This window comes from Nakamurella sp. (assembly GCF_048594475.1).
Lineage (GTDB): Bacteria > Actinomycetota > Actinomycetes > Mycobacteriales > Nakamurellaceae > Nakamurella.
In genome coordinates this window covers 1-22,650 of record NZ_JBMDXT010000263.1, presented here as the reverse complement: position 1 = coordinate 22,650, position 22,650 = coordinate 1, and the positions used below count along the sequence as shown (strand labels likewise).

At 72.9% G+C, this 22,650-nt stretch carries 22 protein-coding genes; 6 read left to right on the top strand and 16 right to left on the bottom strand.

Annotated elements, in window-relative coordinates:
• Positions 1 to 194 precede the first annotated feature (194 nt).
• The 6 genes from ACOJUF_RS12295 to ACOJUF_RS12270 form a co-directional block, all read right to left on the bottom strand.
• Positions 195 to 935: an aspartate/glutamate racemase family protein gene (locus ACOJUF_RS12295; RefSeq protein ID WP_420122135.1), complete on the bottom strand. Its 741-nt coding sequence runs from the start codon at positions 933 to 935 to the stop codon at positions 195 to 197.
• A gap of 53 nt (positions 936 to 988) precedes the next feature.
• Positions 989 to 1,978, bottom strand: a complete 990-nt coding sequence (locus tag ACOJUF_RS12290; RefSeq protein ID WP_420122134.1) for an ornithine cyclodeaminase family protein — start codon at positions 1,976 to 1,978, stop codon at positions 989 to 991.
• A 40-nt stretch (positions 1,979 to 2,018) separates the two neighbouring features.
• Entirely contained in the window at positions 2,019 to 2,783 is a 765-nt protein-coding gene (locus tag ACOJUF_RS12285; protein ID WP_420122136.1) for an ABC transporter substrate-binding protein, read from the bottom strand.
• A gap of 18 nt (positions 2,784 to 2,801) precedes the next feature.
• A complete protein-coding gene (locus ACOJUF_RS12280; protein ID WP_420122133.1) occupies positions 2,802 to 2,930 on the bottom strand; it encodes a hypothetical protein in 129 nt (42 codons plus the stop codon).
• Between the two features lie 66 nt (positions 2,931 to 2,996).
• Positions 2,997 to 4,466 carry an MFS transporter gene (locus ACOJUF_RS12275; RefSeq protein WP_420122132.1) on the bottom strand — a complete coding sequence of 490 codons (1,470 nt, stop codon included), beginning with the start codon at positions 4,464 to 4,466 and terminating at the stop codon, positions 2,997 to 2,999.
• A gap of 253 nt (positions 4,467 to 4,719) precedes the next feature.
• Positions 4,720 to 5,403, bottom strand: coding sequence for a GntR family transcriptional regulator (locus ACOJUF_RS12270; RefSeq protein ID WP_420122131.1), 684 nt, complete (start codon positions 5,401 to 5,403; stop codon positions 4,720 to 4,722).
• A gap of 172 nt (positions 5,404 to 5,575) precedes the next feature.
• Here ACOJUF_RS12270 and ACOJUF_RS12265 point away from each other — a divergent pair, with 172 nt between their 5' ends.
• Positions 5,576 to 6,076: a pyridoxamine 5'-phosphate oxidase family protein gene (locus ACOJUF_RS12265; RefSeq protein ID WP_420122130.1), complete on the top strand. Its 501-nt coding sequence runs from the start codon at positions 5,576 to 5,578 to the stop codon at positions 6,074 to 6,076.
• A 202-nt stretch (positions 6,077 to 6,278) separates the two neighbouring features.
• Here ACOJUF_RS12265 and ACOJUF_RS12260 read toward each other — a convergent pair whose 3' ends face one another.
• Together ACOJUF_RS12260 and msrA are read right to left on the bottom strand one after the other, a co-directional pair.
• Positions 6,279 to 6,716, bottom strand: a complete 438-nt coding sequence (locus tag ACOJUF_RS12260) for a hypothetical protein (protein WP_420122129.1) — start codon at positions 6,714 to 6,716, stop codon at positions 6,279 to 6,281.
• A gap of 232 nt (positions 6,717 to 6,948) precedes the next feature.
• Positions 6,949 to 7,461 (bottom strand): peptide-methionine (S)-S-oxide reductase MsrA, encoded by a 513-nt coding sequence (msrA, locus tag ACOJUF_RS12255; protein ID WP_420122128.1) that lies wholly within the window; start codon positions 7,459 to 7,461, stop codon positions 6,949 to 6,951.
• Positions 7,462 to 7,761: 300 nt separating this feature from the next.
• Here msrA and ACOJUF_RS12250 point away from each other — a divergent pair, with 300 nt between their 5' ends.
• A complete protein-coding gene (locus ACOJUF_RS12250) occupies positions 7,762 to 8,304 on the top strand; it encodes a DinB family protein (RefSeq protein WP_420122127.1) in 543 nt (180 codons plus the stop codon).
• Positions 8,305 to 8,377: 73 nt separating this feature from the next.
• On the opposite strand, the gene ACOJUF_RS12245 is transcribed toward ACOJUF_RS12250, so the two are convergent.
• The 5 genes from ACOJUF_RS12245 to ACOJUF_RS12225 form a co-directional block, all read right to left on the bottom strand.
• Positions 8,378 to 9,874: an SLC13 family permease gene (locus ACOJUF_RS12245; RefSeq protein WP_420122126.1), complete on the bottom strand. Its 1,497-nt coding sequence runs from the start codon at positions 9,872 to 9,874 to the stop codon at positions 8,378 to 8,380.
• A complete protein-coding gene (locus ACOJUF_RS12240; RefSeq protein WP_420122125.1) occupies positions 9,871 to 10,797 on the bottom strand; it encodes an NAD(P)-dependent oxidoreductase in 927 nt (308 codons plus the stop codon). The genes ACOJUF_RS12245 and ACOJUF_RS12240 overlap by 4 nt, the downstream gene beginning before the upstream one ends.
• 92 nt (positions 10,798 to 10,889) lie before the next feature.
• Complete coding sequence (locus ACOJUF_RS12235) at positions 10,890 to 12,407, bottom strand: four-carbon acid sugar kinase family protein (RefSeq protein WP_420122124.1); 1,518 nt, start codon at positions 12,405 to 12,407, stop codon at positions 10,890 to 10,892.
• A gap of 194 nt (positions 12,408 to 12,601) precedes the next feature.
• The gene (locus ACOJUF_RS12230; RefSeq protein ID WP_420122123.1) at positions 12,602 to 13,303 is read right to left on the bottom strand and encodes a FadR/GntR family transcriptional regulator; all 702 of its coding nucleotides are present in this window, start codon (positions 13,301 to 13,303) and stop codon (positions 12,602 to 12,604) included.
• A 135-nt stretch (positions 13,304 to 13,438) separates the two neighbouring features.
• A complete protein-coding gene (locus ACOJUF_RS12225) occupies positions 13,439 to 16,681 on the bottom strand; it encodes an efflux RND transporter permease subunit (RefSeq protein WP_420122122.1) in 3,243 nt (1,080 codons plus the stop codon).
• A 277-nt stretch (positions 16,682 to 16,958) separates the two neighbouring features.
• Between ACOJUF_RS12225 and ACOJUF_RS12220 the strand changes: the two genes are divergently transcribed.
• Positions 16,959 to 18,290 (top strand): AI-2E family transporter, encoded by a 1,332-nt coding sequence (locus tag ACOJUF_RS12220; protein WP_420122121.1) that lies wholly within the window; start codon positions 16,959 to 16,961, stop codon positions 18,288 to 18,290.
• A gap of 70 nt (positions 18,291 to 18,360) precedes the next feature.
• Here the strand turns inward: ACOJUF_RS12220 and ACOJUF_RS12215 are convergent, their stop codons facing one another.
• Together ACOJUF_RS12215 and ACOJUF_RS12210 are read right to left on the bottom strand one after the other, a co-directional pair.
• Entirely contained in the window at positions 18,361 to 18,762 is a 402-nt protein-coding gene (locus tag ACOJUF_RS12215; protein ID WP_420122120.1) for a DUF3040 domain-containing protein, read from the bottom strand.
• 109 nt (positions 18,763 to 18,871) lie between these two features.
• A complete protein-coding gene (locus ACOJUF_RS12210; protein ID WP_420122119.1) occupies positions 18,872 to 19,552 on the bottom strand; it encodes a TetR/AcrR family transcriptional regulator in 681 nt (226 codons plus the stop codon).
• 131 nt (positions 19,553 to 19,683) lie between these two features.
• Here ACOJUF_RS12210 and ACOJUF_RS12205 point away from each other — a divergent pair, with 131 nt between their 5' ends.
• Complete coding sequence (locus ACOJUF_RS12205) at positions 19,684 to 20,628, top strand: NAD-dependent epimerase/dehydratase family protein (RefSeq protein ID WP_420122118.1); 945 nt, start codon at positions 19,684 to 19,686, stop codon at positions 20,626 to 20,628.
• Positions 20,629 to 20,668: 40 nt separating this feature from the next.
• On the opposite strand, the gene ACOJUF_RS12200 is transcribed toward ACOJUF_RS12205, so the two are convergent.
• Positions 20,669 to 21,022 carry a VOC family protein gene (locus tag ACOJUF_RS12200; RefSeq protein ID WP_420122117.1) on the bottom strand — a complete coding sequence of 118 codons (354 nt, stop codon included), beginning with the start codon at positions 21,020 to 21,022 and terminating at the stop codon, positions 20,669 to 20,671.
• Positions 21,023 to 21,100: 78 nt separating this feature from the next.
• Between ACOJUF_RS12200 and ACOJUF_RS12195 the strand changes: the two genes are divergently transcribed.
• Positions 21,101 to 22,093, top strand: a complete 993-nt coding sequence (locus ACOJUF_RS12195) for an aldo/keto reductase (protein ID WP_420122116.1) — start codon at positions 21,101 to 21,103, stop codon at positions 22,091 to 22,093.
• 145 nt (positions 22,094 to 22,238) lie between these two features.
• Positions 22,239 to 22,650: methylglyoxal synthase (locus tag ACOJUF_RS12190; protein ID WP_420122115.1), on the top strand; the 412-nt coding region annotated here is incomplete at its 3' end.

Here is a 22,650-nt window from a genome sequence, read left to right as displayed (position 1 = left end):
GCGCCCGGCGGTGGTGACCCCGCACACGCAGCCACCAGCACCCCCGAGGCCAGCAGGCCGACCGCCACGACCACCGCACCCATCCACCCGGACACCCTCGCGTGCGCTCTCATGACGGGCAGACGGGCCGAACGGTCCGCCGGGTTGCACGAGCGGCCCCCCCGTCACGCGGCCGGGCCGCGTCCGGCGTCGGCTCAGGCCGGCGCGATCTGGAAGTCGCGCAGGAGGCCGCGGTACCGCTTGGGCGGCGGGGGTGCGTACTCCGACCGGTGGCTGGTGGTCAGCCCCAGCCGCACGAGACCCTCGACCATCGTGGTGGCGGCCGCGACGCCGTCCACCACCGGGACGCCGACCAGGTCGCTCAACTCCCGGCAGAGGTCGGCCATGCCGGCGCAGCCCAGGACGATGACGTCGACATCGTCCTCGGCGACCGCCCGCTTGCACTCCTGGGCGATCGCGTCGCGGGCCGCGCTGCCGGGCAGTTCCAGGTCCAGGACCGGTATCTCGCTCGCCCGGACGGTGCGGCAGGCGGCCGCGGCGCCGTAGCGATGCACCAGTTCCCAGGCCCGGCCGCGGGTCCGGCCGAGGGTGGTCACCACGCCGAAGCTGCGGCCGAGCAGCATCGCGGTGCGCATGGCGGCCTCGGCAATCCCGATCACCGGCCCGCGGGCGATCTCCCGGGCCGCGTCCAGGCCGGGGTCCCCGAAGCAGGCGACGACGTACCCGTCCACGCCGCGCCGTTCCCCGGCGGCGATCTCGGTGAGCAGCCCCGGCACGGCCAGGGCCTCGTCGTAGTGGCTCTCGATGGAGGCCGGGCCCATGGTCGGGGTGAGTGCCTCGATCGTGGTGCCGGCGCCGGCGACGCTGCGGGCGCAGCGACCGATCTTCCCGGTCATGGACGACGTGGTGTTGGGGTTGATGACGGAGATGAGCACGGCGGGACGCCTTTCGGGTCGGCCGGCGCCCGGGGCGGGCGGCGGCGGTGTGGTCACCCGAGCTGGCGCCCGCGGCCCCACTCGCGGGCGCGGTCGATCAGCAGCCGGGCGATGGCCAGGTCCTGGATCGCGACGCCGACCGAGTTGTAGAGGGTGATCTGGTCGTCGCCGGTCCGTCCGGGCCGCTGCCCGGTGATGACCTGACCCAGGTCGGTGTCCAGATCGGCGGGCGTGACCGCGCCCTCGGCCAGGGCCAGGACGCTGTCCCCGGACTTGCCGATCGAGATCTGGTGGTCGTCGACCACGATCGTGGCCCGGGCCATGCCCGCGCCGTCGACCTCGCGGTGATCGGGCCGCGGTGGGGCGCCGACCGCGTTGATGTGCTGCCCGGGCCGGAACCAGGCCCCCCGGACGATGGGCTCCCGGGAGGGGGTCAGGGTGCAGACGACGTCGGCGGCCGTGACCACTTCCTGCGGCGTCCCGGCCACGGTGACCGGCAGCCCTTCGCCGGCCACCCCGTCGCGGAACGCCGCCAGGGTGGACGTGGACCGGGACCAGACCACGATCCGTTCGATGGGCAGGACGGCGCTGACGTAGGCGACGTGCTCCACGGCGAGCTGCCCGGCCCCGACGAGTCCGAGCACCGCGCTGTCCGGCCGGGCCAGGTGCCGGGCGGCGACGGCACTGGCCGCCGCCGTCCGGTCCCGGGTGGGGAACTTGCCGTCGATCACCGCGACGCATTCCCCGGTGACCGTGGAGGTCACCATGATCATGGACCGCTGGGTCGGCAGGCCCCGGTCCCGGTTGCCCGGCACGTCGGCCATGAACTTCACCAGGGCCAGCTCGTGCCGATGCGAGATGGCGGTCATCGGAAGGATCTTCGTTCCGCTCCCGGACGGGTCCGGGGTGCCGTCGAGCGTGCTGACCGGGGGCTGGCCGGCTCGGCCGGTGGCCACATCGGCGTGCGCCTGCTCGACCGCGTCGATGACCTCCTTGGTGCTCAGCAGGTCGTCGACATCGGCGGCGGACAGGTAGAGCGTCATTGCGGTTCCCCTCCGATTCCCCGGGGCCGCGGCCGGCCGGTCATGCCGGCACGCGGACGGCGTCGGTGATCCGGGTGGTGACCAGCGCGTCGAACGGCGGGGCGGTGGTGACCAGCCCGGCGTCCTGCAAGATCCCGGTCCACCGGTCGCACGCGGCCGGGTCGACCGCGGTGGTCTCCCACGTGCGGCTGGCCAACAACCGGGCGGTGGCCGATCGGAGCGAGTCCGCCGGGACGTCCGGCCACAGGCCGGTGACCAGTCCGGTGAGCGACTCCGGGGTCTCGTCGGCGATGGCGGCCATCGACCGGTTCAGGGCGGTGACGAACCGGACCAGGGCCGGCTCCAGCTCGTCCAGCCGCTCGGTCCGGCAGTAGTAGACGCTGTTCGGCATGGTGCCGCCGACGACGGCGTGCTCCTGGGAGATGTGGCCGACGCCCTGATCCTGCAGCACCGTGGCGGTGACGAGGTCGGCGATGATCGCATCGCCGAGCCCGGCGGTGAACAGTTCGACCAGCATCGCGGTGGACAGGTCGCGGACGAAACGGGTGCCGGCCGGGTCGACCCCCGCTTCCCGCATCAGCCCGGCGGTGAACTCGTACGGCGCGCTGCCGCCCGCGCCGGGGGCCAGGACCGTCTTGCCGGTGAGGTCGGCCCAGGTGAAGTCGGGTGCCGGCCCCCGGGTCACCACCGCCATCGGGAACTGGTGGTTGAGCTGGGCGACCACGGTGTAGTGCCGCTGCGATCCGACGAACATGGCCGGCACCCAGAGCCCGCCGAGGGCCAGGTCGGCGGCCCCGCTCTCCAGGTCGTCCAGGACCCCGGTCTAGGGGTCCCGGGCGGCCGCGGACACCTGCAGTCCCTGGTCGGCGAACAGGCCGGTGGTGTCCGCGTAGTACTCCGGCAGGTAGTTCAGGCCGCGGGCGGTGGCCGAGATGTTCAGGTGCGCGGGCACGTCGATTCCTCTCTGGTGGGACTGCAGGTGGGTGGTTGCCGCGGTGGTGGCGGCCGGTTGGTCAGGTCACAGGCGCTCCTCGTTGACCTCTTCGAGGGTGCGACCCTTGGTCTCCGGACCGAACCGGGCGGCCACGATCAGCAGCGCGTACATGACGGCGACCATCATGAAGACCCCGGCCAGGCTGAACCGGTCGAAGAAGAACAGGGCCGCGAACGGCATGACGGCGCCGGCGACGTTGCCGATGCCGTTGACGATCGAGGTGCCCTGGGCGCGGATCGACGTCGGGTACACCTCGGGCGACCAGGCGGCCAGGGTGGTGTTCAACAGCATCGTGAAGAACTGGAAGATGGCGCCGAGAATCAGGATGAGCAGGGTGGTCTCGGCGAACAGCGCGAAGGCCACGGCGGTCAGGCAGCCCAGGATGGCGGCGGTGGTGACCGTGGTGCGACGGCCGGCCCGGCTGGCCAGCACGGCCGCCGCGCAGGCGCCGAGCAGGCTGCCCACGTTCATGATCATGGTGAACAGCAGGCTGTCGGAGATCGAGTAGCCCTTGGACACCAGCAGGGTCGGCATCAGGAAGTTCAGGGTCACCTGAGCCCCGAAGGCCATCCAGGACGCCGCCCCGATCGCCAGGGTGCGGGGGAGCGCCTTGCCCTGGAATACCGCCGCCGGGGACACCTTGGGCTGCGTGGCCGGCACGTCGGCGCTGGTCAGATAGGGCGTGACGGGGGCGTCGGCGGGCGGCCGGCGCAGGGTGTCGGAGGCCAGGCGGGTCAGTTCGCGGTTGGCCGCGTCGACCTCGCCGCGGGAGATCAGGAACCGCGGCGATTCGGGCAGCCGGCGCCGGTAGACCACGACCAGCAGGGCCGGCACGGACAGCAGCACGTAGGTCCAGCGCCACACCGTGTCGTCACCGCCGAAGAAGCCGGCGAACGGACCGAGGATGAGGAAGAAGATGCCGTAGGACAGGAAGTTCCCGACGCCGCCGGAGCCGATGTTCAGGGTCGAGACCAGGGTGCCGCGGTAGCGGGTGGCGACCATCTCGGACAGCATCGCGATGCCGACGGTGAACTCACCGCCCAGCCCGATCCCGACGAGGAGCCGGCTGGCCAGCAGCATCTCGTAGTTGACCGCGACCGCACTGATCAGGCCGCCGAGTGTGTAGAGCAGCAGGTTGAAGCCGAGAGACAGTCGCCGGCCGTACTTGTCGGCCAGATACCCGCCGACGAGGCGGCCGATCAGCCCGCCGATCACGGTGGCCGTGTTGATCAGGGCGAGCTGGTCGTTGTCGATGCCCAGCGCGTCCTTGAGGTTGGTGCCCATCGCGCCGGTCGAGTTCTGCTCGAGGGTGTCGAAGAACATCCCGGCCATGATGAGCATCAGCACCCAGAACTGGGCGCGGCTGAAGCCGATGCGGTCCAGGACCGCGGGCAGGACGGAGGGGTGATGGTCATCGGTGCGGCCGGCGGCGGGGTTCGCGGCGGTCGAGCCGGCCACGGGCGGGACAGGGCTGGTGCGGGGTTCGGTGGACATGCGGACGCCTCCAGGCGGGAAGGTGGTCGCGGCCGTGGTGTGGGGCGGCGGCCCGGGTGGGGAGTGCGTGCTGCGATTTCGACTCGGTGATGCGGAGCCCTGTCGACCGGGATCACCGTTTTTGTATACGAGCACTGTAACGCTGGTGTTGCCTTCGCCACAAGTGATGTGAACGGTCGGAGTGTCGTCCGGCGTGTCGTATACAAAGCCCTCGGCCGAAGGGCCGAATGCGAGCAATGCCCGAATCTGGGCCCTAGATGTCGCCCATCTTGCGCCGGTACAGCACCTCGTCCTTGAGGATGTGCTCGTCCATCAGGTAGCCGGCCTGGATCGGTGACCCGCTCAGGATCGCCGTGGCGATGGCGGAGTGGTCGGCCCAGTAGGAATCGATGCGATCCTCGATGTCCAGCTCGAACCCCCATGCGATCCGTTGCAGCACCCGTTGCAGCATCTGCTGCAGCTGGTGGTTGCCCGACGCCTTGGCCACGAGCTCGTGGAACTCCATGATCAGCGGGGGCAACCGGTCCACCTGGTGCAGCCGGCCGGCCTCCCGCCCCCGCTCCACCACCGACGCCAGCGCATCCGCGAACGGGCCGCCGCGCTGCTCGGCCGCCTGGCGGGCGGCCAGCATTTCCAGCCCGCGCCGGACCTGCATCAGCTCGACGGTGTCGCGGGTCGAGGTGGACGACACCGTCGCGCCCCGGTAGCGCTCCGAGGTGACGAAGCCCTCGCTCTCCAGCTGGCGCAGCGCCTCCCGGACCGGCACCCGGGACACCCCGAACTGCTCGGCGATGGCGTCCTCGATGAGCCGCTCCCCGGGGGTCAGCTCGCCGCTGATGATGGCGCTGCGCAGCCGGTCGACGACGGACCGCCGCCGGGAGACGTCGGCCTCGTCGGTGCTGCTCGACGGCGTCGCGGCCCGGGAGGAGGTGCTCATCGGCCCATTTTCCCCAACGACGCCGATCCCGGCGCCGCCGGACCCGGGTCGGCCGACGCCGGCCGGCATGCCGGCGCGGGGCGGGCCCGCGGGTGTGTGACTCCGGGCCACACCGGGTACCCCACCGGAACGGGCGGCGGCGCTGCCCGTTCCATCGGGGAAAGGAATCATCGTGACCACTGCAGACAACGATGTCGTCCGCGACGAGGTGCGCAAGGTCGCCGAGCTGGCCAAGGACATCCGGATCGGCATGCTGACCACCGTCGATGCGGACGGCACCTTCACCAGCCGGCCGATGGGCCAGCAGGAGGTCGAGTTCGACGGCGATCTCTGGTATTTCGCGGAGCGGGACTCCCGCAAGGTGCAGCAGATCCGGTCGAACCCGCACGTGGGCGTCACGCTCAGCTCGGGCTCGACCTGGATCTCGATCGACGGGACGGCCGAGATCGTCGACGACCGGGCCAAGAACAAGGAGCTGTGGAACGCCTGGGTCGACGCCTGGCTGCCGCAGGGACCGGAGGATCCGTCGGTCGTGCTGATCAAGGTCAACGGCGAGTCGGCCGAGTACTGGGACACCCCGGGCGGCCGGATCGCGTCGGTCATCAGCCTGGTCAAGGCGAAGGTGACCGGTGAGCGCTACGAGGGCGGGGAGAACGAGCGCGTCGAGCTCTGAGCGGTTCGCCGGTCGCCGGTCGCCGGTCGCCGGATTCCGGTCGGCCGGCCGGCGGCGGGGTCGGTACGGGCGGTGAGCGGCGCGGCCGCCGGGTCCGCCGGGCCGCGGGTGACCGGCACCCCGTCGTCCGGCCACCCGTCCGCCGGCCCGGCCCCCGGTCGGTCCCGGGCCCGCCGGATCTGGGCCGCCGGTCCGGGCCCGATCAGTCCGGCAGACCCATCCGGTCCCGCCGGTATCCGGACAGCGCCGGGGCCAGCGTCGCGGCGAGCCGGTCGATGCCGGCCGTCGCCCCGTCGAGCAGGTAGCCGCGACGGCCCGATGTGCCCACCTGCAGCGCGCCGGCGGCGTCGCGCGCGATCGGCGGCTCGAGTTGGCCGAAACCCAGGGTCAGCGCACTCCATTGGGGCCGGAAGCCGCCGGTGGTGTGCAGCAGGATCAGCCGGCGGTCGGTGACGACGGCGACGACGGAGCCCTCCATCACGGTCCGTCCGTCATCCGACTGCCGGACCGCGGCGACGGGCACCCGGCCCAGGACGGTCTCGTCGGCGTCGAGCCGCTGCTCGGTGGCCGATCGTTCACCCTTGGCCGGTTTCTCCTGCCCGACGACGTGGTCCCAGCTGTCCATTCCGGTGGCGGTCACCCCGTCATCGTGCCCGCCGCCGAACTGCCGGCCGGCGGCGCACCCCCCGCCCTTTCCGGATCGGATGCGCCGGCCGGTCCATCGAGCCGCTCACGACCCCCATGCCCGACATGCGTCGTTGCGGCGGGCGCATCGTCCCGGCCGGGCTGATCATCTCGGCAGATTCCGTGCGAACCTGTCCGGTTGGCTGCCGAGAGGACCAGCCCGCCGCGGTGGTGCCGAGGCCGCAGGTTCAGCCGACCGACGCGCGGCGCGGGAGCTTCCAGCCCGGCCGCGGGTAGTGGCAGGTGTAGCCGTTGGGGTAGCGGACCAGGTAGTCCTGGTGCTCCGGCTCGGCCTCCCAGAACGGACCGGCCGGGGTCACCTCGGTGACCACCTTGCCGGGCCACAGGCCGGAGGCGTCCACGTCGGCGATGGTGTCCTCGGCGACCCGCTTCTGCTCGTCGTCCAGGTAGAAGATCGCCGACCGGTAGCTCATCCCGACGTCGTTGCCCTGCCGGTTGCGGGTGCTCGGGTCGTGGATCTGGAAGAAGAACTCCAGCAGATCGCGGTAGCTGGTGACGGTCGGGTCGAAGACGATCTCGACCGCCTCGGCGTGTGACCCGTGGTTGTAGTAGGTCGCGTTGGGCACCTCGCCGCCGGAGTAGCCGACCCGGGTGCTGAGCACGCCGGGCTGGCGCCGGATCAGGTCCTGCATCCCCCAGAAGCAGCCGCCCGCGAGGATCGCGGTCTGCGTCGAAGCCATGGTGGGCCCCTCTCGATCGTGTCGTGCACGTGATTGCCACCGAGCACAACAGCGCGGCGGCGGAGCGGATTCCGCCTGTCAGCATTCCGTAAGGACTGTGCCCGGAGGAAGGCCGGGCTCGTCGCGGGTGGGCGGGCGTGGGCGGGCGCGGTCTGCCCGCCCGCGGCACCCCCACCGTTCGGAGGGGGCCGGTGTGATGGCGAGGGTTCGGCGAGCGTCGCGGCCGGGCGTCCCGACGCGCCGCCGCCGTCCCCGGCCGGGCCGGGACGGGTCGTCGGAGCGAATCCGTAAGGTCGGGGCATGAGCACCGTCTACGACGCCCACGGCCGACCCGAGCCGCCCATGGACGCCGGCGAGGTCGGCACGCTGGTCGGCTTCCTGGAGTTCCAGCGGGCCACGCTGGCCTGGAAGTGCGCGGGCCTGGACGCCGATGCGCTGCAGATGCCGCTCAAGCCATCGGCGATGACGCTGGGCGGCATGGTCACCCACCTGGCCTGGGTGGAGGACTACTGGTTCACCTGCGTGGTGCTGGATCGGCCCACCCCACCGTTGTGGGACGAGGTCGACTGGGACGCCGACCCGGACTGGGACTGGCGGATCGCCGACGTCACCGTCCCGGCCGATTTGCACACATGGTGGGGTCAGGCCAAGGACCGGTCGCGGGCCGCGGTCACCGAGGCGCTCGCCGCGGGCGGGATGGATTTCCGGGCCCGGCGGGCGCTGCGCGACGGCAGCCGGCCGAGCCTGCGCTGGGTGCTGGTGCACATGATCGAGGAGTACGCGCGGCACAACGGCCACGCGGACCTGCTCCGCGAGGCGATCGACGGCCTGACGGGGGAGTGAGGCCGAACGACCGGCCGGGGGCCGCCGCGCGCAGCGGCGACCCCCGGCCGGAGTTCCGGGCCCGCCCGGTGCCTCAGGCGAGCTGCCAGAGCGCGGCGGTGAGCAGGAAGCCCACGATCCCGCCGATGGTGGTCAGCACGGTCCAGGTCCGCAGGCCGTCCTTGACCGACAGGCCGGTCAGCTTGACCACGATCCAGTAGCCCGCGTCGTTGACGTGGGACAGCGCCAGGCCACCGGCCCCCATGGCCAGGCAGATCAGCGCGAGCTGGTTCGGCCCGTAGCCGCCCGCGGCCACCAGCGGCGCGATGACGCCGGCGGTGGTGACCAGGGCGACCGTGGCCGAGCCCTGCGCGGCCCGCAGCACCATGGTGAACACGAAGGCCAGCGCCAGGATCGGCAGGCCGGTCGACTGCAGGGTGGTGGACACGGCGTCCCCGATGTGGGTGGCCACGAGCACCTTGCCGAAGGCGCCGCCGGCTCCGGCGACCAGGATCACCACGGCCACGCCGGGAAGCGCGGAACCGGCGACGTCGCTCAGCGCCGTCAGGCTCCACCCCCGGCGCAGGCCCAGCAGATAGCCGGCCAGCAGCACGTCGATGAGCAGGGCCACGAACGGTGCGCCGACCACGATCAGGATCGAGCGGACCACGTTGCCGTCGGGCAGCAGGCTGGTGGCCAGCGTGCCGGACAGGATCAGCAGGATCGGCAGCAGGATCAGGGACGCGATCATGGCGAAGCTGGGCGCGGGTCGATCGGGCAGCTGGTTGACCAGGGTGGTGCTGGCGGCGACCTCCTCGGCCGGGCTCAGACCGGGGTGATCGCCGCCGGTGCTGGGCAGGTGATGCCCGGTCGGGGAGCCCGCGGACGCGCTGCCGGGGTGGCTGTTCCAGTCGGCGATGTCCTCGTCGGTGACGTCGAGCCCGTAGACCTCGGCGCGCACGTCGTCGGCCATCGGGTAGACCGTGCGGGTCATCCGCCGGGCGACGAGGTAGCAGACCAGCGTGACCACGGCGGTGAGCGGGAGACCCCACATCAGGATCCGGCCGATGTCCGCCCCGAAGACGCCGGCGACGGCCACCGGACCCGGGTGGGGCGGCAGGAAGGCGTGCACCACGAGCATGGCCGCGCACATCGGCAGGGCGAACAGCAACAGCGGCTTGCGCGCGGCCCGGGCGATGCCGTACGCCATCGGCATCAGGATGATGACGCCGACCTCGAAGAACACCGGGATGCCGAGCAGGAAGCCGGTGGCGGTGAGGGCCAGCGGGGTTCGCCGGTTGCCGAACTTGTTGATCATCCCGGTGGCCAGGGACCGGGCGCCGCCGGACAGTTCGATGATGCGGCCGATCATCGCGCCCAGCGCGATGATCACGGCGATGTGCCCGAACACCGAGCCCATGCCGGCCTCGATGGTGCCGACGAGGTCGCCGGGCGAGATCCCGCCGATCAGCGCGACCGCGATGCTGACCAGCACGAGCGCGACGAACGGGTGCATCTTGAACCGCAGGACGAGCACCAGCAGGACGGCGACGCCGCCGGCGGCGAGCAGGAGCAGGCCGGTGGGACTCATGACGTGGCCGCCTCAGTGGTGTCGAGGGACGGGGTGGTGTCGGGGGACAGGACGGTGACCACGGAGGAGTCGTCCCGGGTGCCCAGCCCGGCGGCCTCGGCGATCAGGTACAGCTGCTGGGCGGCCGCGGCCAGGGGCAGCGGCACGTGCGCGGCGCGGCCCACCGAGGTGACGATTCCCATGTCCTTGACGAAGATGTCGACGCGGGACTTCACCTCGGCCCCGCCGGTGTAGGCCTCGAGCATGCGGGGCCCGCGGTCGGCGAACATGAACGATCCGGCGGCCCCCTGGGACAGCGCGGCGATCATCACCGCCGGGTCCAGGCCCAGACCCCGGGACAGCGCGACGGCCTCGGCGGCCGCGGCGATGTGCACGCCGGCCAGGAGCTGGTTGATGGTCTTGAGCGCCTGGCCGTCGCCGGGTCGGGGGCCGACGATGGTCAGGGTCGACGACAGGTGCTCGAGCACGGGCCGGGTGGCGTCCAGCGCGGCGCCGGCCGCGCCGACCACGATCAGCAGGTCGCCCTGGCCGGCCCGGACCGGGCCGCCGCTGATCGGCGCGTCGACGAGCGGATAGCCGGCGGCGTCGAGCTTCTCGGCCAGGTCGCGGGCCGCTTCCGGTCCGATGGTGCTGGTCAGGATGACCGGCGAGCCGGCCGGCAGGGTCTCCAGCACCCCGTCCGGTCCGAACAGCGCGGTCCGCGCCTGGGCGTCGTCGCGGACGGCGAGCAGGGCCAGGTCGGCGTGGCGGCCGGCCTCGGCGGGCGTCGGGTGCACCTCGATCCCGCTCTCCCCGGCGGTGGCCCGGCGCGGTTCGTACGGTTCGAAACCGGCGACCCGGAATCGGGTGGCGAGGCGGGTGGCCATGGGTAGACCCATGGCCCCCAGTCCGATCACGGCGACGGTGGCACTGTTTTCGGGCATGGCGAAGCGGTCCCTTCGGGGTGGGGTCGACCGGCCGGCCCGCGGCCGGCGGTTGGAGATATGGGTGGTGGCAGAAGGTCTGGAGCGGACGATCAGGCGTGCCGCAGCGTGGCCACGACGTCGGCCAGGGCGTCGTCGTCGCCGACGTTGCCGGCGAAGACGATGTACGGGATGCCGCGGGCCGGGCCGGCGGCGGGTTCCCACAGCGAGACGATGCCGGGCAGCATGGTGCCCCGGGACCAGGCGCGACGGATGCCCAGACCCTCGGTGGCGGTGTCCGACGAGGTGATCCCGCCCTTGGCCAGCACGAACGACGGGCGCACCCGGCCGACCAGCTCGCGGACGGTGCCGACCAGGGCGGCACTGACCGTCCTGGCGATGTGCAGGCTGCCCGCGGCGTCCCCGCCGGTGACCAGGGTCCGGCTCGTCCGGATCACCACGTCGCTGCCGGAGTCGTTGCGCCGCAACAGTTCCTCGGCCCGCGCGGCGATGTCGGCGAGGTGCGCGTCGTGCCGGTCCGGATCGAGCAGGGTCGGCACGTCGAGTTCGAGTTCGACGATGCCGCCGGCGGCGCGGAGGCGGTCCAGCTGGCGGGTGGTGAGCCCGACGTGCGAGCCGACGACGATCAGGCCGCGGGTCACCACCGGGCGGGGGTCGTCGGACTCGGCCGCACCGGCGCGGGCCGCTTCCGCGGCGGCGGTGATCCGGGCCAGCCTGGCCGCGTCGATGGCCGGGGTCGCGGTCTGACCGCTGCGGGCGCGGACGAACGACGGGCCGGTCCGGTAGACGAACGTCCTGCCCTCGGCCTCCGCGCGCACCAGGGCCAGCGACACCACCCGCAGATCGGCGTCGTCGGCGGCGTCGACGACCACCGGGCGGCCGCCGGTCAGCTCGGACAGGATCTTCTGCACCCGGTCCGGCCCGCCCTCGCGGATGTCGGTCAGGGTGATGGTGGCGACCTGGTCGCGGCCGATGCGGCCGGCCGTCTTCTCCGCGACCCAGTCCCGCAGGTCCGAGTGGTGGTACCCGAAGCTGGCGTCCTTGGCGAACTCGCTCTCCGCGACCGGGATCATGCCCCCGTTCGTCCGCATCCAGTGCACCGAGTCGACCGTCACCCGGCCGGGCTCGATGTACGCGGGGCAGATCAGGACCCCGTCGACCTCGGTCCCGGTCCGGGCGAGTTCCTCGGCCAGCACGTCGGTCTCGAGCGGGTAGTAGCCGCGGAGGGTGGAGTCGCCGCGGCTGTGCAGCACGTAGGGGACCTGCTCCAGCCGGGCCGCCTCGTCCAGGGCCCGGACGATCTCGCGGTTGCGCTGAGCGGCGTCGGCCGCGGCGAGGCTGCGGGTGTTGGTCAGCACGAAGAAGGCGGTCGTCGGTTGGCGCAGCGCCCACCGCAGGTCCGCCACGGACCACCCGGTCAGGACCGGGAGATCGGCGATGCTCTGGGTGCCGGTGGGATCGTCGTCCAGGACGACGAGCCGGCGGCCGGCCCGGATCTCCGCGACCGTGTCCCCGACGTCGAGCAGCGGCGGCCGGCCGGCCAGCAGCTGCTCCGCCGGCACCGGGCCGGACGGCTGCGGTTCCGGGGAGATGGATCGGGAGGTGTTCATGGGCGGGGCCTTTCCGGGCTCGCCGCGGCGGCGGTGGGCGGCCGGGGACGGGACGGGATGGGCGGGCCCGGCGGGTCGGCGGGCTCGGGCCGTGCGGCCGGTGTGCGGGTACGACGGAATAGGCCCGACGGGCGGGCCCGGTGCACGGACGTGCGGTGAATCGGTCGATGGGTCGGTGGGACGAGCCGGCGCGGTCAGCGACCTTCCGACTCGCGCACGAACTGGCGCAGATCGTCACGGGTCTGGGCCATGTGGGCCTCCATGGCGTCGCGGGCGAGCATCTCGTCGCCGGCGACCAGCGATTCCAGGATCGTCCGGTGTTGGGCGATGGCGTGGCGCTGGATCTGCGGCACCGCCGAGGTCTGACGGCGGGTGTGCACCAGGAGATTTCCGAACGGTTCGAACATGAACGGGACGAACAGGTTGCCGCTGGCCCGCATGATCACGTCGTGGAAGGCGATGTCGGCGTCCACGAAGAGGTCGACATCCCCGGCGTCGGCGCCGGCCACCATCTCGGCCAGGCACGACTCCAGTTCCGCGAGGTCCTCCTTGGACCGGCGGAGGGCGGCGAGCCGGACCGCTCCCACCTCGACCATCGACCGGGCCTCGAGCAGCCGCTCGGACACCCCGGTGGCCGAGCCGCTGGCGGTGATGGAGCGGACGATGGCCTCCAGCGACGTCCACACTTCCGGCTTGTTGACGAAAGTGCCGCGGCCGCGGTGGATCTCGACCACGTTCTGGGATCGCAGGATGCGCACCGCCTCGCGGACGGTCAGCCGGCTGACGCCGAAGATGCCCGCGAGGTCGCCTTCCGGCGGCAGCAACGACTCGACGGGGAAACGCCCGGTGACGACCTCATCGAGCAACCGGTCGGCCAGATCCTCCGGTAACCCCATTGCGGTCTCCTCATCAGTGAGTGCTCAGACATCTGATGTGTTGATAGTGGGTGATCAGACATCTGATGTCAACCCCTGAGGTCGAGATGCCCCCGATCGGCGCCTACGCCGCTCCGACGTGCCCCGGCCGGCCGGTCAGCCGGCCGGGACCGGCTCGGCCGCGGCGGGGTTCTCGCCGCCGGCCATCGGGTCCGGCGCGGCGGTCCCGGCCCGCCGGTCCCGGCGCCGCTGCCGGAACGCCTCGACCAGGTGGTAGAGGGTGGGCAGGACGACCAGGGTCAGCACGGTGGACGACAGCAGGCCGCCGATGACGACGATGGCCAGCGGCTGCGAGATGAAGCCGCTGCGACCGGTCAGCCCCAGCGCCATCGGCAGCAGGGCGAAGATCGTGGCCAGGGCGGTCATCAGGATCGGCCGGAGCCGGCGGGACGCGCCGTGCTCGACCGCGTCGCGCACCGTCATGCCGCGTTCGCGGTACTGGTTGATCAGGTCCACCAGCACGATCGCGTTGGTCACCACGATGCCGATCAGCATCAGCACGCCGATCAGCGACGGCACGCCCAGCGGCACGCCGGTGACGATCTGCAGCAGGATCGCGCCGGTCGCGGCGAACGGGATCGAGACCAGCAGCAGCAGCGGCTGTAGCAGCGACCGGAACGTCGCGACCATCACCACGTAGACGACCAGGATGGCGACCAGCAGCGCGAGGCCGAGCTGGCCGAACGCCTCGGCCTGATCGGCGGTCACCCCGCCCAGGTCCGCGGTCACGCCCGTCGGCAGGGCGACCCCGGCCAGGGCGGTGCGCACCGCGGTGTTCGCCGCGCCGAGGTTGTCGCCGGCCGGCGTCACCGTGATGGTGGCGGTCCGCTGCCCGCGTTCGGCGGTCACCGAGACCGGTCCCTGGGCCTGCTGCACGGTGGCCAGGTCGGACAGCGGGACCTGGCCCCGGGCGGTCGGGACGAGCAGCCCGGAGAGCTGGTCGACGGTGGTGGGCGGATCGGCGACCGCCTGGTAGACGGTCAGCGACCGGTCGTCGATCGCGACCGAGCCGATGGCGGTCGGCTGCAGGGCGGCGCCGACCAGCGTGCCCACCGCCACCTCGCTCAGACCGGCCGCGGCCGCCTTCTGCCGGTCGACGGTGACCGCGACGTAGGGCCGGGACGCGGACAGGTTGCTCGACACCTGCGCCGCCTCGGGCAACCCGGTCAGCGCATCGACGACCGCGGTGTTCGCGGCCGTCAGGTCCGCCTCGGACCCGGCCTTGATGTCGACTGCGATCGCGGTGTTCCCGCCGAAGCCGCCGCCCCCGCCGATCGAGATGTCCTGCGGATCGCTCAGGGCGCCCAGCGCGTCCCGGACCTGCTGCTGCACCGCGGTCTGGTCGGCGTCCGCGTCGGTGGTCACCGAGTACCGGATCGTGGTGGCCCCCCCGCCCCCGCCGAACGCGGCCTGCAGCGGATTGTTCGACCGGCCGGCGGTCATCTGCACCGTCTGCACGCCGGGGACCGCGGCGATGGCCGTGCCGGATGCCAGGCCGGTGTCGCGCTGCTGATCGAGGCTGGCCCCGTCGGCGACCTGCTGGGTCACGGTGAACGTGTTCTGCCCGCTCTGGCCCAGGAAGTTCGTCTTCATCAGCGGGGCCAGCGCGAACGTGCCGACCAGCACCAGGACGGCCAGCACCAGGGTGGCCACCGAGTGCCGCAGCGTCCACTCGATGATCGGCCGGTAGCCGCGCTGCAGGCGGGTCGGCGGCCCGTCCTCGTCCGCCGCGACCGCCGCCGGCGGCGGTTGCTCGTGCCGGCCGCGGCGGCGCTGCCCGCTGGCCCCCTGCGGCCGCAGGAACCAGTACGCCAGCACCGGCACGATGGTCAGCGCGACCAGCAGCGAGGCGAGCAGGGCGATGGTGACGGTCAGCGCGAACGGCCGGAACAGCTCGCCGGCGATGCCGCCGACGAACGCGATGGGCAGGAACACCGCGACCGTGGTGATGGTCGACGCGGTGATCGCGCCGGCGACCTCGCGCACCCCGCCGAGGACCGCCTCGTTCTTGTCCTGCCCGGAGTCCAGGTGCCGGGTGATGTTCTCGATGACGACGATGGAGTCGTCCACGACCCGGCCGATGGCGATGGTCAGGGCGCCCAGGGTCAGGATGTTGAGCGTGTAGTCGGACGCCAGCAGGCCGATGAAGGTGATGAGCACCGACGTCGGGATCGAGATCGCGGTGACCAGCGTGGCCCGCACCGACATCAGGAACAGCAGGATCACCAGGATGGCGAACACCAGGCCGAGCAGGCCCTCGGTGGCCAGCGAGTCGATCGACTGCTGGATGAACGGGGCCTGGTCGAAGACGGTGGTGAACGTCACCGGCTGGCCGACCGCACTCTGCAGGGTCGCCTGCAGGTCGCCGAACGCGTCCTTGACCGCGGTCGACACCGCGACCGTGTTGGCGTCGGGCAGCTTGGTGACCGCGACGGTCAGCGCCGGCTGGCCGTCGACGTAGGAGATGGAGGTGACCGGGTCGTCGGTCAGCTCGACGGTGGCCACGTCACCGATCGTGCTGAGTTCTCCGGACCCGCCCTGGCCGGCCGGGGACGACGGGCCGCCGCCCGGACCGGTGCCGGCCGGCGTCGCGCCCGCCGCGGGCAGCAGCGGCAGGCCGGTGATGTCCTGGGTCGAGGTCAGCCGGGTGCCGGTGCTGACGGTGAGCGTCCGCCCGTCCTGGGTGATCTCGCCGCCGGGCAGCAGGACGCCGTTCTGTTGCAGGGCGGTCCGGATCGCGGCCGAGGTCAGGCCGGCCCGGGCCAGGGCCTCGGGGTCGGGGGTGATGGTGACCCGCTGGCCGACCGCACCGACCAGGTCCGCCGACCGCACGCCGTCCACCTTGTTCAGCTCCGGCAGGACCGACGTGCGGACCGCGTCCGCCAGCCCGGGGCTCGGGTCGGTCGTGGTGATCGCGAACTGGACGATCGGCAGGTCGTCCAGCGAGCCGGTCACCACCTGCGGGTCGAGCCCGTCCGGCAGCGAGCTCTTGATCCGGTTGATCGCCTGGGCCATCTTCTGCTCGGCCGCGGCCATGTCGGTGCCGTAGGTGAACTGGGCGGTGACCAGCGACGAGTTCGTGTTCGACGTGGAGGACGTGCGCTCCAGCCCCGGCACCGACTGGATGGCCGCCTCGATCGGGTCCGAGACGTCGTTGGCCACCACGTCGGGCGCGGCACCCGGGTACGAGGTCACGACCGCCGCCTGCGGGAACGAGATCGAGGGGGCCAGTTCCTGCTGCAGGCTGCGCAGCGCGAACAGCCCGAAGACGGCGATGACGACGGTCACCAGGGCCACCAGGGCCCGGTTCCGCAGAGACAGCTTCGCGAGCGCGGACACCCGGTGAGTGTGAGCCATGGGAATGACGGCCCTGTGACCGACACGGCCGTCCGGAGTGCGCCGGGCCGTCGATGGCCCGGCCTTCCCGGCCGGGGCCGGGTCGACGGGCCGGGGCCGCCTTCCGGAGCGGCTCGCCACGGCGGACACTGGGCGCCATGAATGTGTCGTCGCCGGAACCGCCCGCCGCCGACGCGCCGGGCGAGCGCCCGCGACACCGTCGCGTCCGGACCGCGGAGCGGGACGCCCGGGCCGGTTCCGGAGGCGGTGACGGCACCCCATGACGCCGCACCTGGGCCGCCGGCGCCGGGCGGCCGCTCCCGACCCGACGTCCGCCCCGGCCGACCCGGGCGCGCCCATCTCCCCCGGCTCCGCCACCCCCGGCTCCGCGGCGCCCCGACCCGATGACGCGGCCGGTGCGGGCGGTGCCGCGGGTCCGGCCCGGCCCGCCGACGGCGCCGCTCCGGCCGACCACGCCGCGCCGGCGCCGCGGCCCCGGCGGATCCGGATCTCGCTGGATCAGCGGGAGATCCAGGCGGCCACCATCCGGATCCTGGTCATCGTCTCGATCTGGCTGGTCGCCGCCTGGGTGGTCGGCGTCGTCCAGCACTTCCTGTTCCTGATCCTGCTGGCGTGGCTGGCGGCGATTGCCCTGGAGCCGGCGATCCGGTGGTTCCTGCGCCGCGGGGTCCGCCGGTCGCGGGCGACCGCGGCCGTCGCCGTCCCGGTCGTGGTGGTGCTGATCGGCCTGGTCGTGGTGTTCGAGCAGATGCTGTTCGACCAGGCCGCCCAGCTGGTGCAGTCGGCCCCGTCGACCGTGCGCACCATCGTCGCGCAGCTCAACGCGACGTTCGGGCTGCAGCTGGACCCGGCGCAGATCCTGGTGACGCTCAAGCTCGAGCCCGACCAGATCCAGCAGGTGGCCAACGATCTGGCCCTGGGCGCGATCGGGTACCTGGGCTCGGTGCTGGCCGTCGTGTTCGATCTGGTGACCGTGGCCGTGTTCACCTTCTACATCGCCGCGGCCGGCCCGCGGCTGATCCAGGAGGTGGCGGTGTGGCTGCCGCCGGGCCGGCAGCTGATCCTGGGTGAGATCTGGGAGATCGCGGAGCAGAAGACCGGTGGCTACGTAGCCTCGAAGGTGGTGCTCGCCGCCCTGTCGGCGTTCTTCCACGGCGTGTTCTTCCTGGCCGTCGGGCTGCCGGGCTGGTTGCCGCTGGCGTTGCTGGCCGGTATCACCGCCCAGTTCGTGCCGGTGATCGGCACGTACATCGGGGTGGCCGCGCCGGTGATCGTCGCGCTCGCCGACCGGCCGATCACCGCCGTCTGGATCGTGCTGTTCGCGATCGTCTACCAGCAGATCGAGACGTACGTGCTGACGCCGCGCATCTCCCGGCGGACCATGGAGGTCAATCCGGCCCTGGCGCTGGCCGCGGTGTTCATCGGCGCCGCGATCTGGGGGCCGATCGGCGCGATCATCGGCGTCCCGATCGTGGCCGTGGTGGTCTCGGTCTTCCAGACCTACGGCCGGCGGTACGAACTGGTCCCGCACCTGGCCGACGCCGCGGACCGGGACCGGGCCGACCCGCCGCCGGCTGATCCGACCGGCTGAACCGGAACCGGCGGATCGGACCGGATCGGCGGTGGCCGGATCAGGGGTGGCCGGATCAGGGATGGCCGGATCAGGCCGGGCGGGTCCGGTAGGCGCGGCGCAGGCGCAGCAGCTGGACCGCGGTCCAGCTGGTCAGCCCCGCGCCGCTGACCGCGACCAGCGCGCCGAGCGAGATCAGCCCCTGCGCGGCGGTCCAGCCGTTGGACAGCAGGGAGACACCGACGAACAGCAGGCAGCTGAGCGTGATGAGCCGCCGGTTGTACCAGTCGGCCGGATGTGGCCGGTGCTCGGTGGGCCGGCTCGGGTGGCCGGTGGGAGCGGGCCCGATGGCGCCGCCCGGCGCCTCGGCCGGACGGGTGCTCGGATGGCGGGCGGCGGTGGCGCGCAACCGCAGGACGAAGTCCGGATCGGTGGCCAGGGCGTGGGCGGCGATCTCGTCGAGCCGGCTCTTCTCGTCCTCGGACAACGACATGCCGGATCCTCCTGAAGATCACAAAATGGTCACCCGGCTCCATGGTGCGCCGACGGCGCGCCGACCCGCTCGACCGGCCATGCATTCGTGACGGCAATCACGGCCCGGGTCAGCCGGTCGGATCGAGCCGGCCGATCACCAGGTCGAAATGGGCGTCGAAGTCGGTCACCGCCCGGTGCAGGTGCCCGAACAGCTCCAGGGTGACGGCGCCGAGCAGGCCGCCCCAGGCGGTCACGGTGCGGAGCACCACCTCGTCGGACAGGTCGACGCCGGCGGCCGTCCGGAAATCGCTCAGGGTCTCGTGCGCGCCGGCCGGCAATGCGGTGGTGGGGACGACGCCGGCCGCGTCCACCGCCGCGGCCAGCGCGATCAGCACCCCGGTCACCCGGGACGCCGGACCGACGGTCTGCCGGGGTGCGGCGTACCCGGGCACGGGAGAGCCGTAGAGCAGGGCGAACTCGTGCGGCGCGGCCGTGGACCAGGCCCGGAAGGTGTGGGCGAGCGTCCGCCAGCGGGCGGACCGGTCGTCCGGGTCGACGGCCGCGTCGGCGAGTTCCAGCCGGTCCGCGAGCTCGTGGTAGATCACCACCAGCAACTCGGTCAGCAGCTCGTCCCGGCTGGGGAAGTAGCGGTAGACCGCGGACGAGGCCATGCCCAGGTCGCGGGCGATCTGCCGGACCGACAGCTGCGCCGGGCCCACCTCGGCCAGTTGCTGCCGGGCCCGCCCGACGATCGCGGTGGTGAGTTCGCGGCGGGCGATCGCGCGGGCGGTCTGCGGGGCCGACGTCATGGTGCGAGTCTGCCACGCAAGTGCGAGCGGTGACAACAATCAAGAGCAGTGCTCTTGCTCAGATCCCGATCCGGGTGCACACTGGCCCTCGTTGCGAGAGCAGTGCTCACAAACGAGAATGGAGATCTGACATGTCGGAGATGACGGCGATCGTCGGCGCCGGGCCGATCGGTACCCAGGCGGCGCGGCTCCTGGCGGATCGGGGGGAGCGTGTCGTCGTCATCACCCGCTCCGGCCGGGGGCCCGACCTGGCCGGGGTCACCCGGGTGGCGGTGGACGCGGCCGACCCGGACGCGCTGTCCGCCGCCGTCACCGGGGCCCGGGCGCTGTTCAACTGCGCCAACCCGACCGACTACACCGTCTGGGACCGGGTGTGGCCACCCCTCGCCGACGGGCTGCTGCTGGCCGCCGAGCGCACCGGCGCCACGCTGGTGACCGCATCCTGCCTCTACGGCTACGGCCCGACCGGTGCGCCGATGGTCGAGGGGCAGCCGGATCTGGCCACCGACCACAAGGGACGGCTGCGCGCGGCGATGTGGGCGCAGGCGCAGGGCCGGCACCAGGCCGGGCGGATCACCGCGGTCGAGGTCCGGGGGTCGGACTATGTCGGTGCGGGTGTCGGCGCGAACGGCCACATCACCCGCCAGCTGCCGACCGTGGGGCGCGGTCGGGGCGCGTGGGTGATCGGCCGGCCGGACCTGCCGCACACCTGGACCGACGTCGCCGACATGGCCCGGGCCCTGGTGGCGGTGGCCGATCGGCCGGACACCTGGGGACGGGTCTGGCACGCGCCGAGCAACGAGCCGCGGACGCAGCGGCAGGCGATCACCGACGTGCTGGCGGCGGCCGGGCACGGACCGGTGCCGGTGCGCGGGATTCCCGCGCCGGCGCTCCGCGCGGTCGGGCTGGTCAACCCGCTGATGCGGGAGGTGGCCGAGCTGTCCTACATGTTCACCCGGCCGTACGTGATGAGCTCGGCGCGGTCCCAGGAGGTGCTGGGCCTGACGCCGACGCCCTGGGACGAGGTCTGCCGGCGCACCGCGACCGGCAATCCGGCCGGCGTGGTTCGAGCTTGAGTCCGGGTCGTCCGGGCGGACGGGTGCGCCGGCCGGCGGCTCACACGGTGTGCTGGACGATGTTGACCACGGTGCCGTCGGGCGCCCGCACGAAGAACCGCCGCACGCCCCAGGGCTCGGTGGTCAGCGGATGCACGATCTCGTACCCGCGGGCCCGCGCCTGCGCGTAGGCCTGCTCGACGTCCGGGGTGTGGACGGAGATCGCCGGACGCTCGGCGGCGGTCGCGTCCCGGGTGACCAGCTGGACGGTCGCCCCGCTGTCCGGCGAGGTGTAGCGGGCCACCCAGCCGAGGTTGAACTCCTCGTCCTGCAGGCCCAGGTAGTCGGCGTAGAACTCGCGGGCCGGGCCGATGTCGGGCACCGGCAGATCGGCGATGACGCGGATGGCACGCACCGGGACCCCCTCCAGGACGGGAACCCGGGCCGGCCGTCCTTCGGGTCGGGGGTCCGGGTCACCGGGTAGAAATGCTCCATGCAGCAGCGACCCTTGGCAAGGACCGGCCGTGAGGTCTCGGTCGTCGGACTCGGCACCTGGCAGCTCGGCGCGGACTGGGGCGACGTCTCCGAGACCGACGCCCAGGCGGTGCTCGCGACGGCGGTCGACGCCGGCGTCACGTTCTTCGACACGGCCGACGTCTACGGCGACGGCCGGAGTGAGCGGCTCATCGGCCGCTTCCGTGCGAGCCGGCCGGACGTGCCGCTGACGCTGGCGACCAAGATGGGCCGGCGGGTCCCGCAGGACCCGGCGGAGTACACCGCGGGGGCGTTCCGGGCGTGGGCCGACCGGTCCCGGACCAACCTCGGCGTCGACCGGCTCGACCTGACCCAGCTGCACTGCCCGCCCGAGGCGGTCTTCCACGACGACCGGGTGTTCGACGCCCTGGACGGCCTGGTCGACGACGGCATCCTCGCCGCGTACGGGGTCAGCGTGGAGACCTGCGACCAGGCCATCGCGGCCATCGCTCGGCCGCACGTGCAATCCGTGCAGATCATCCTGAACGCGTTCCGCCGCAAGCCGCTGGACGAGGTGCTGCCGGCGGCCCGGGCGGCGGACGTGGCGATCATCGCCCGGGTCCCGCTGGCGTCGGGCCTGCTGTCCGGCCGGTACACCGAGTCGACGACGTTCGCCGCGGACGACCACCGCACCTACAACCGCAACGGCGAGGCGTTCGACGTGGGGGAGACATTCGCCGGGGTGGACTACCCGACCGGCGTGGCCGCCGCCCGGGAGTTCGCGACCCTGGTCGCCGACCTCGCGCCCGGTATCACCCCGGCCCAGGCGGCCCTGCGGTGGATCGTCCAGCAGCCCGGCGTCACCACGGTGATCCCGGGTGGGCGCACCGCCGACCAGGTCCGGGCCAACGCCGCCGCGGCCTCGGGCCCGGACCTGCCGCCGGACCTGCTGGCGGCGATGGCCGACCTGTACGACCGCCGCATCCGCCCGCTGGTCCATCACCGCTGGTGAGGAGCCTGCCGCCCGGTGTCCGGTGATCCGGCCGGCGTCCGGGAGCGCTGTGCATCGGCTGTGACCTGGCGCGGGGAGGCCGCCGCGGGCCGCCCGGGGACGTCTGACCGGGGACGCCCGATCCGACCGCCCGAGGAGCACCCCCATGACCGCACCCGCGACCCTGCCCGCCCGTCCCGCCGCCCGCCGGCGCATCGCCCTGGTGGCGCACGACCACAAGAAGGTGGACCTGCTGGCCTGGGCCGAGTTCAATCTCGGCACCCTGGCCCGGCACGAGCTGTGCGCCACCGGAACCACCGGGACCCTGCTGGAGTACGAGCTGGGCCTGACCGTGCACCGCTTCCTGTCCGGACCGCTCGGGGGCGACCAGCAGATCGGCGCCCGCATCGCCGAGGGCGAGATCGACCTGATGATCTTTTTCTGGGACCCCCTGGAACCGCAGCCGCACGATCCCGACGTCAAGGCGCTGCTGCGGTTGGCGACGCTGTGGAACGTGCCGGTGGCGACCAACGTGGCCACCGCCGACATGCTCATCTCCTCGCCGCTGCTGGCCGGCG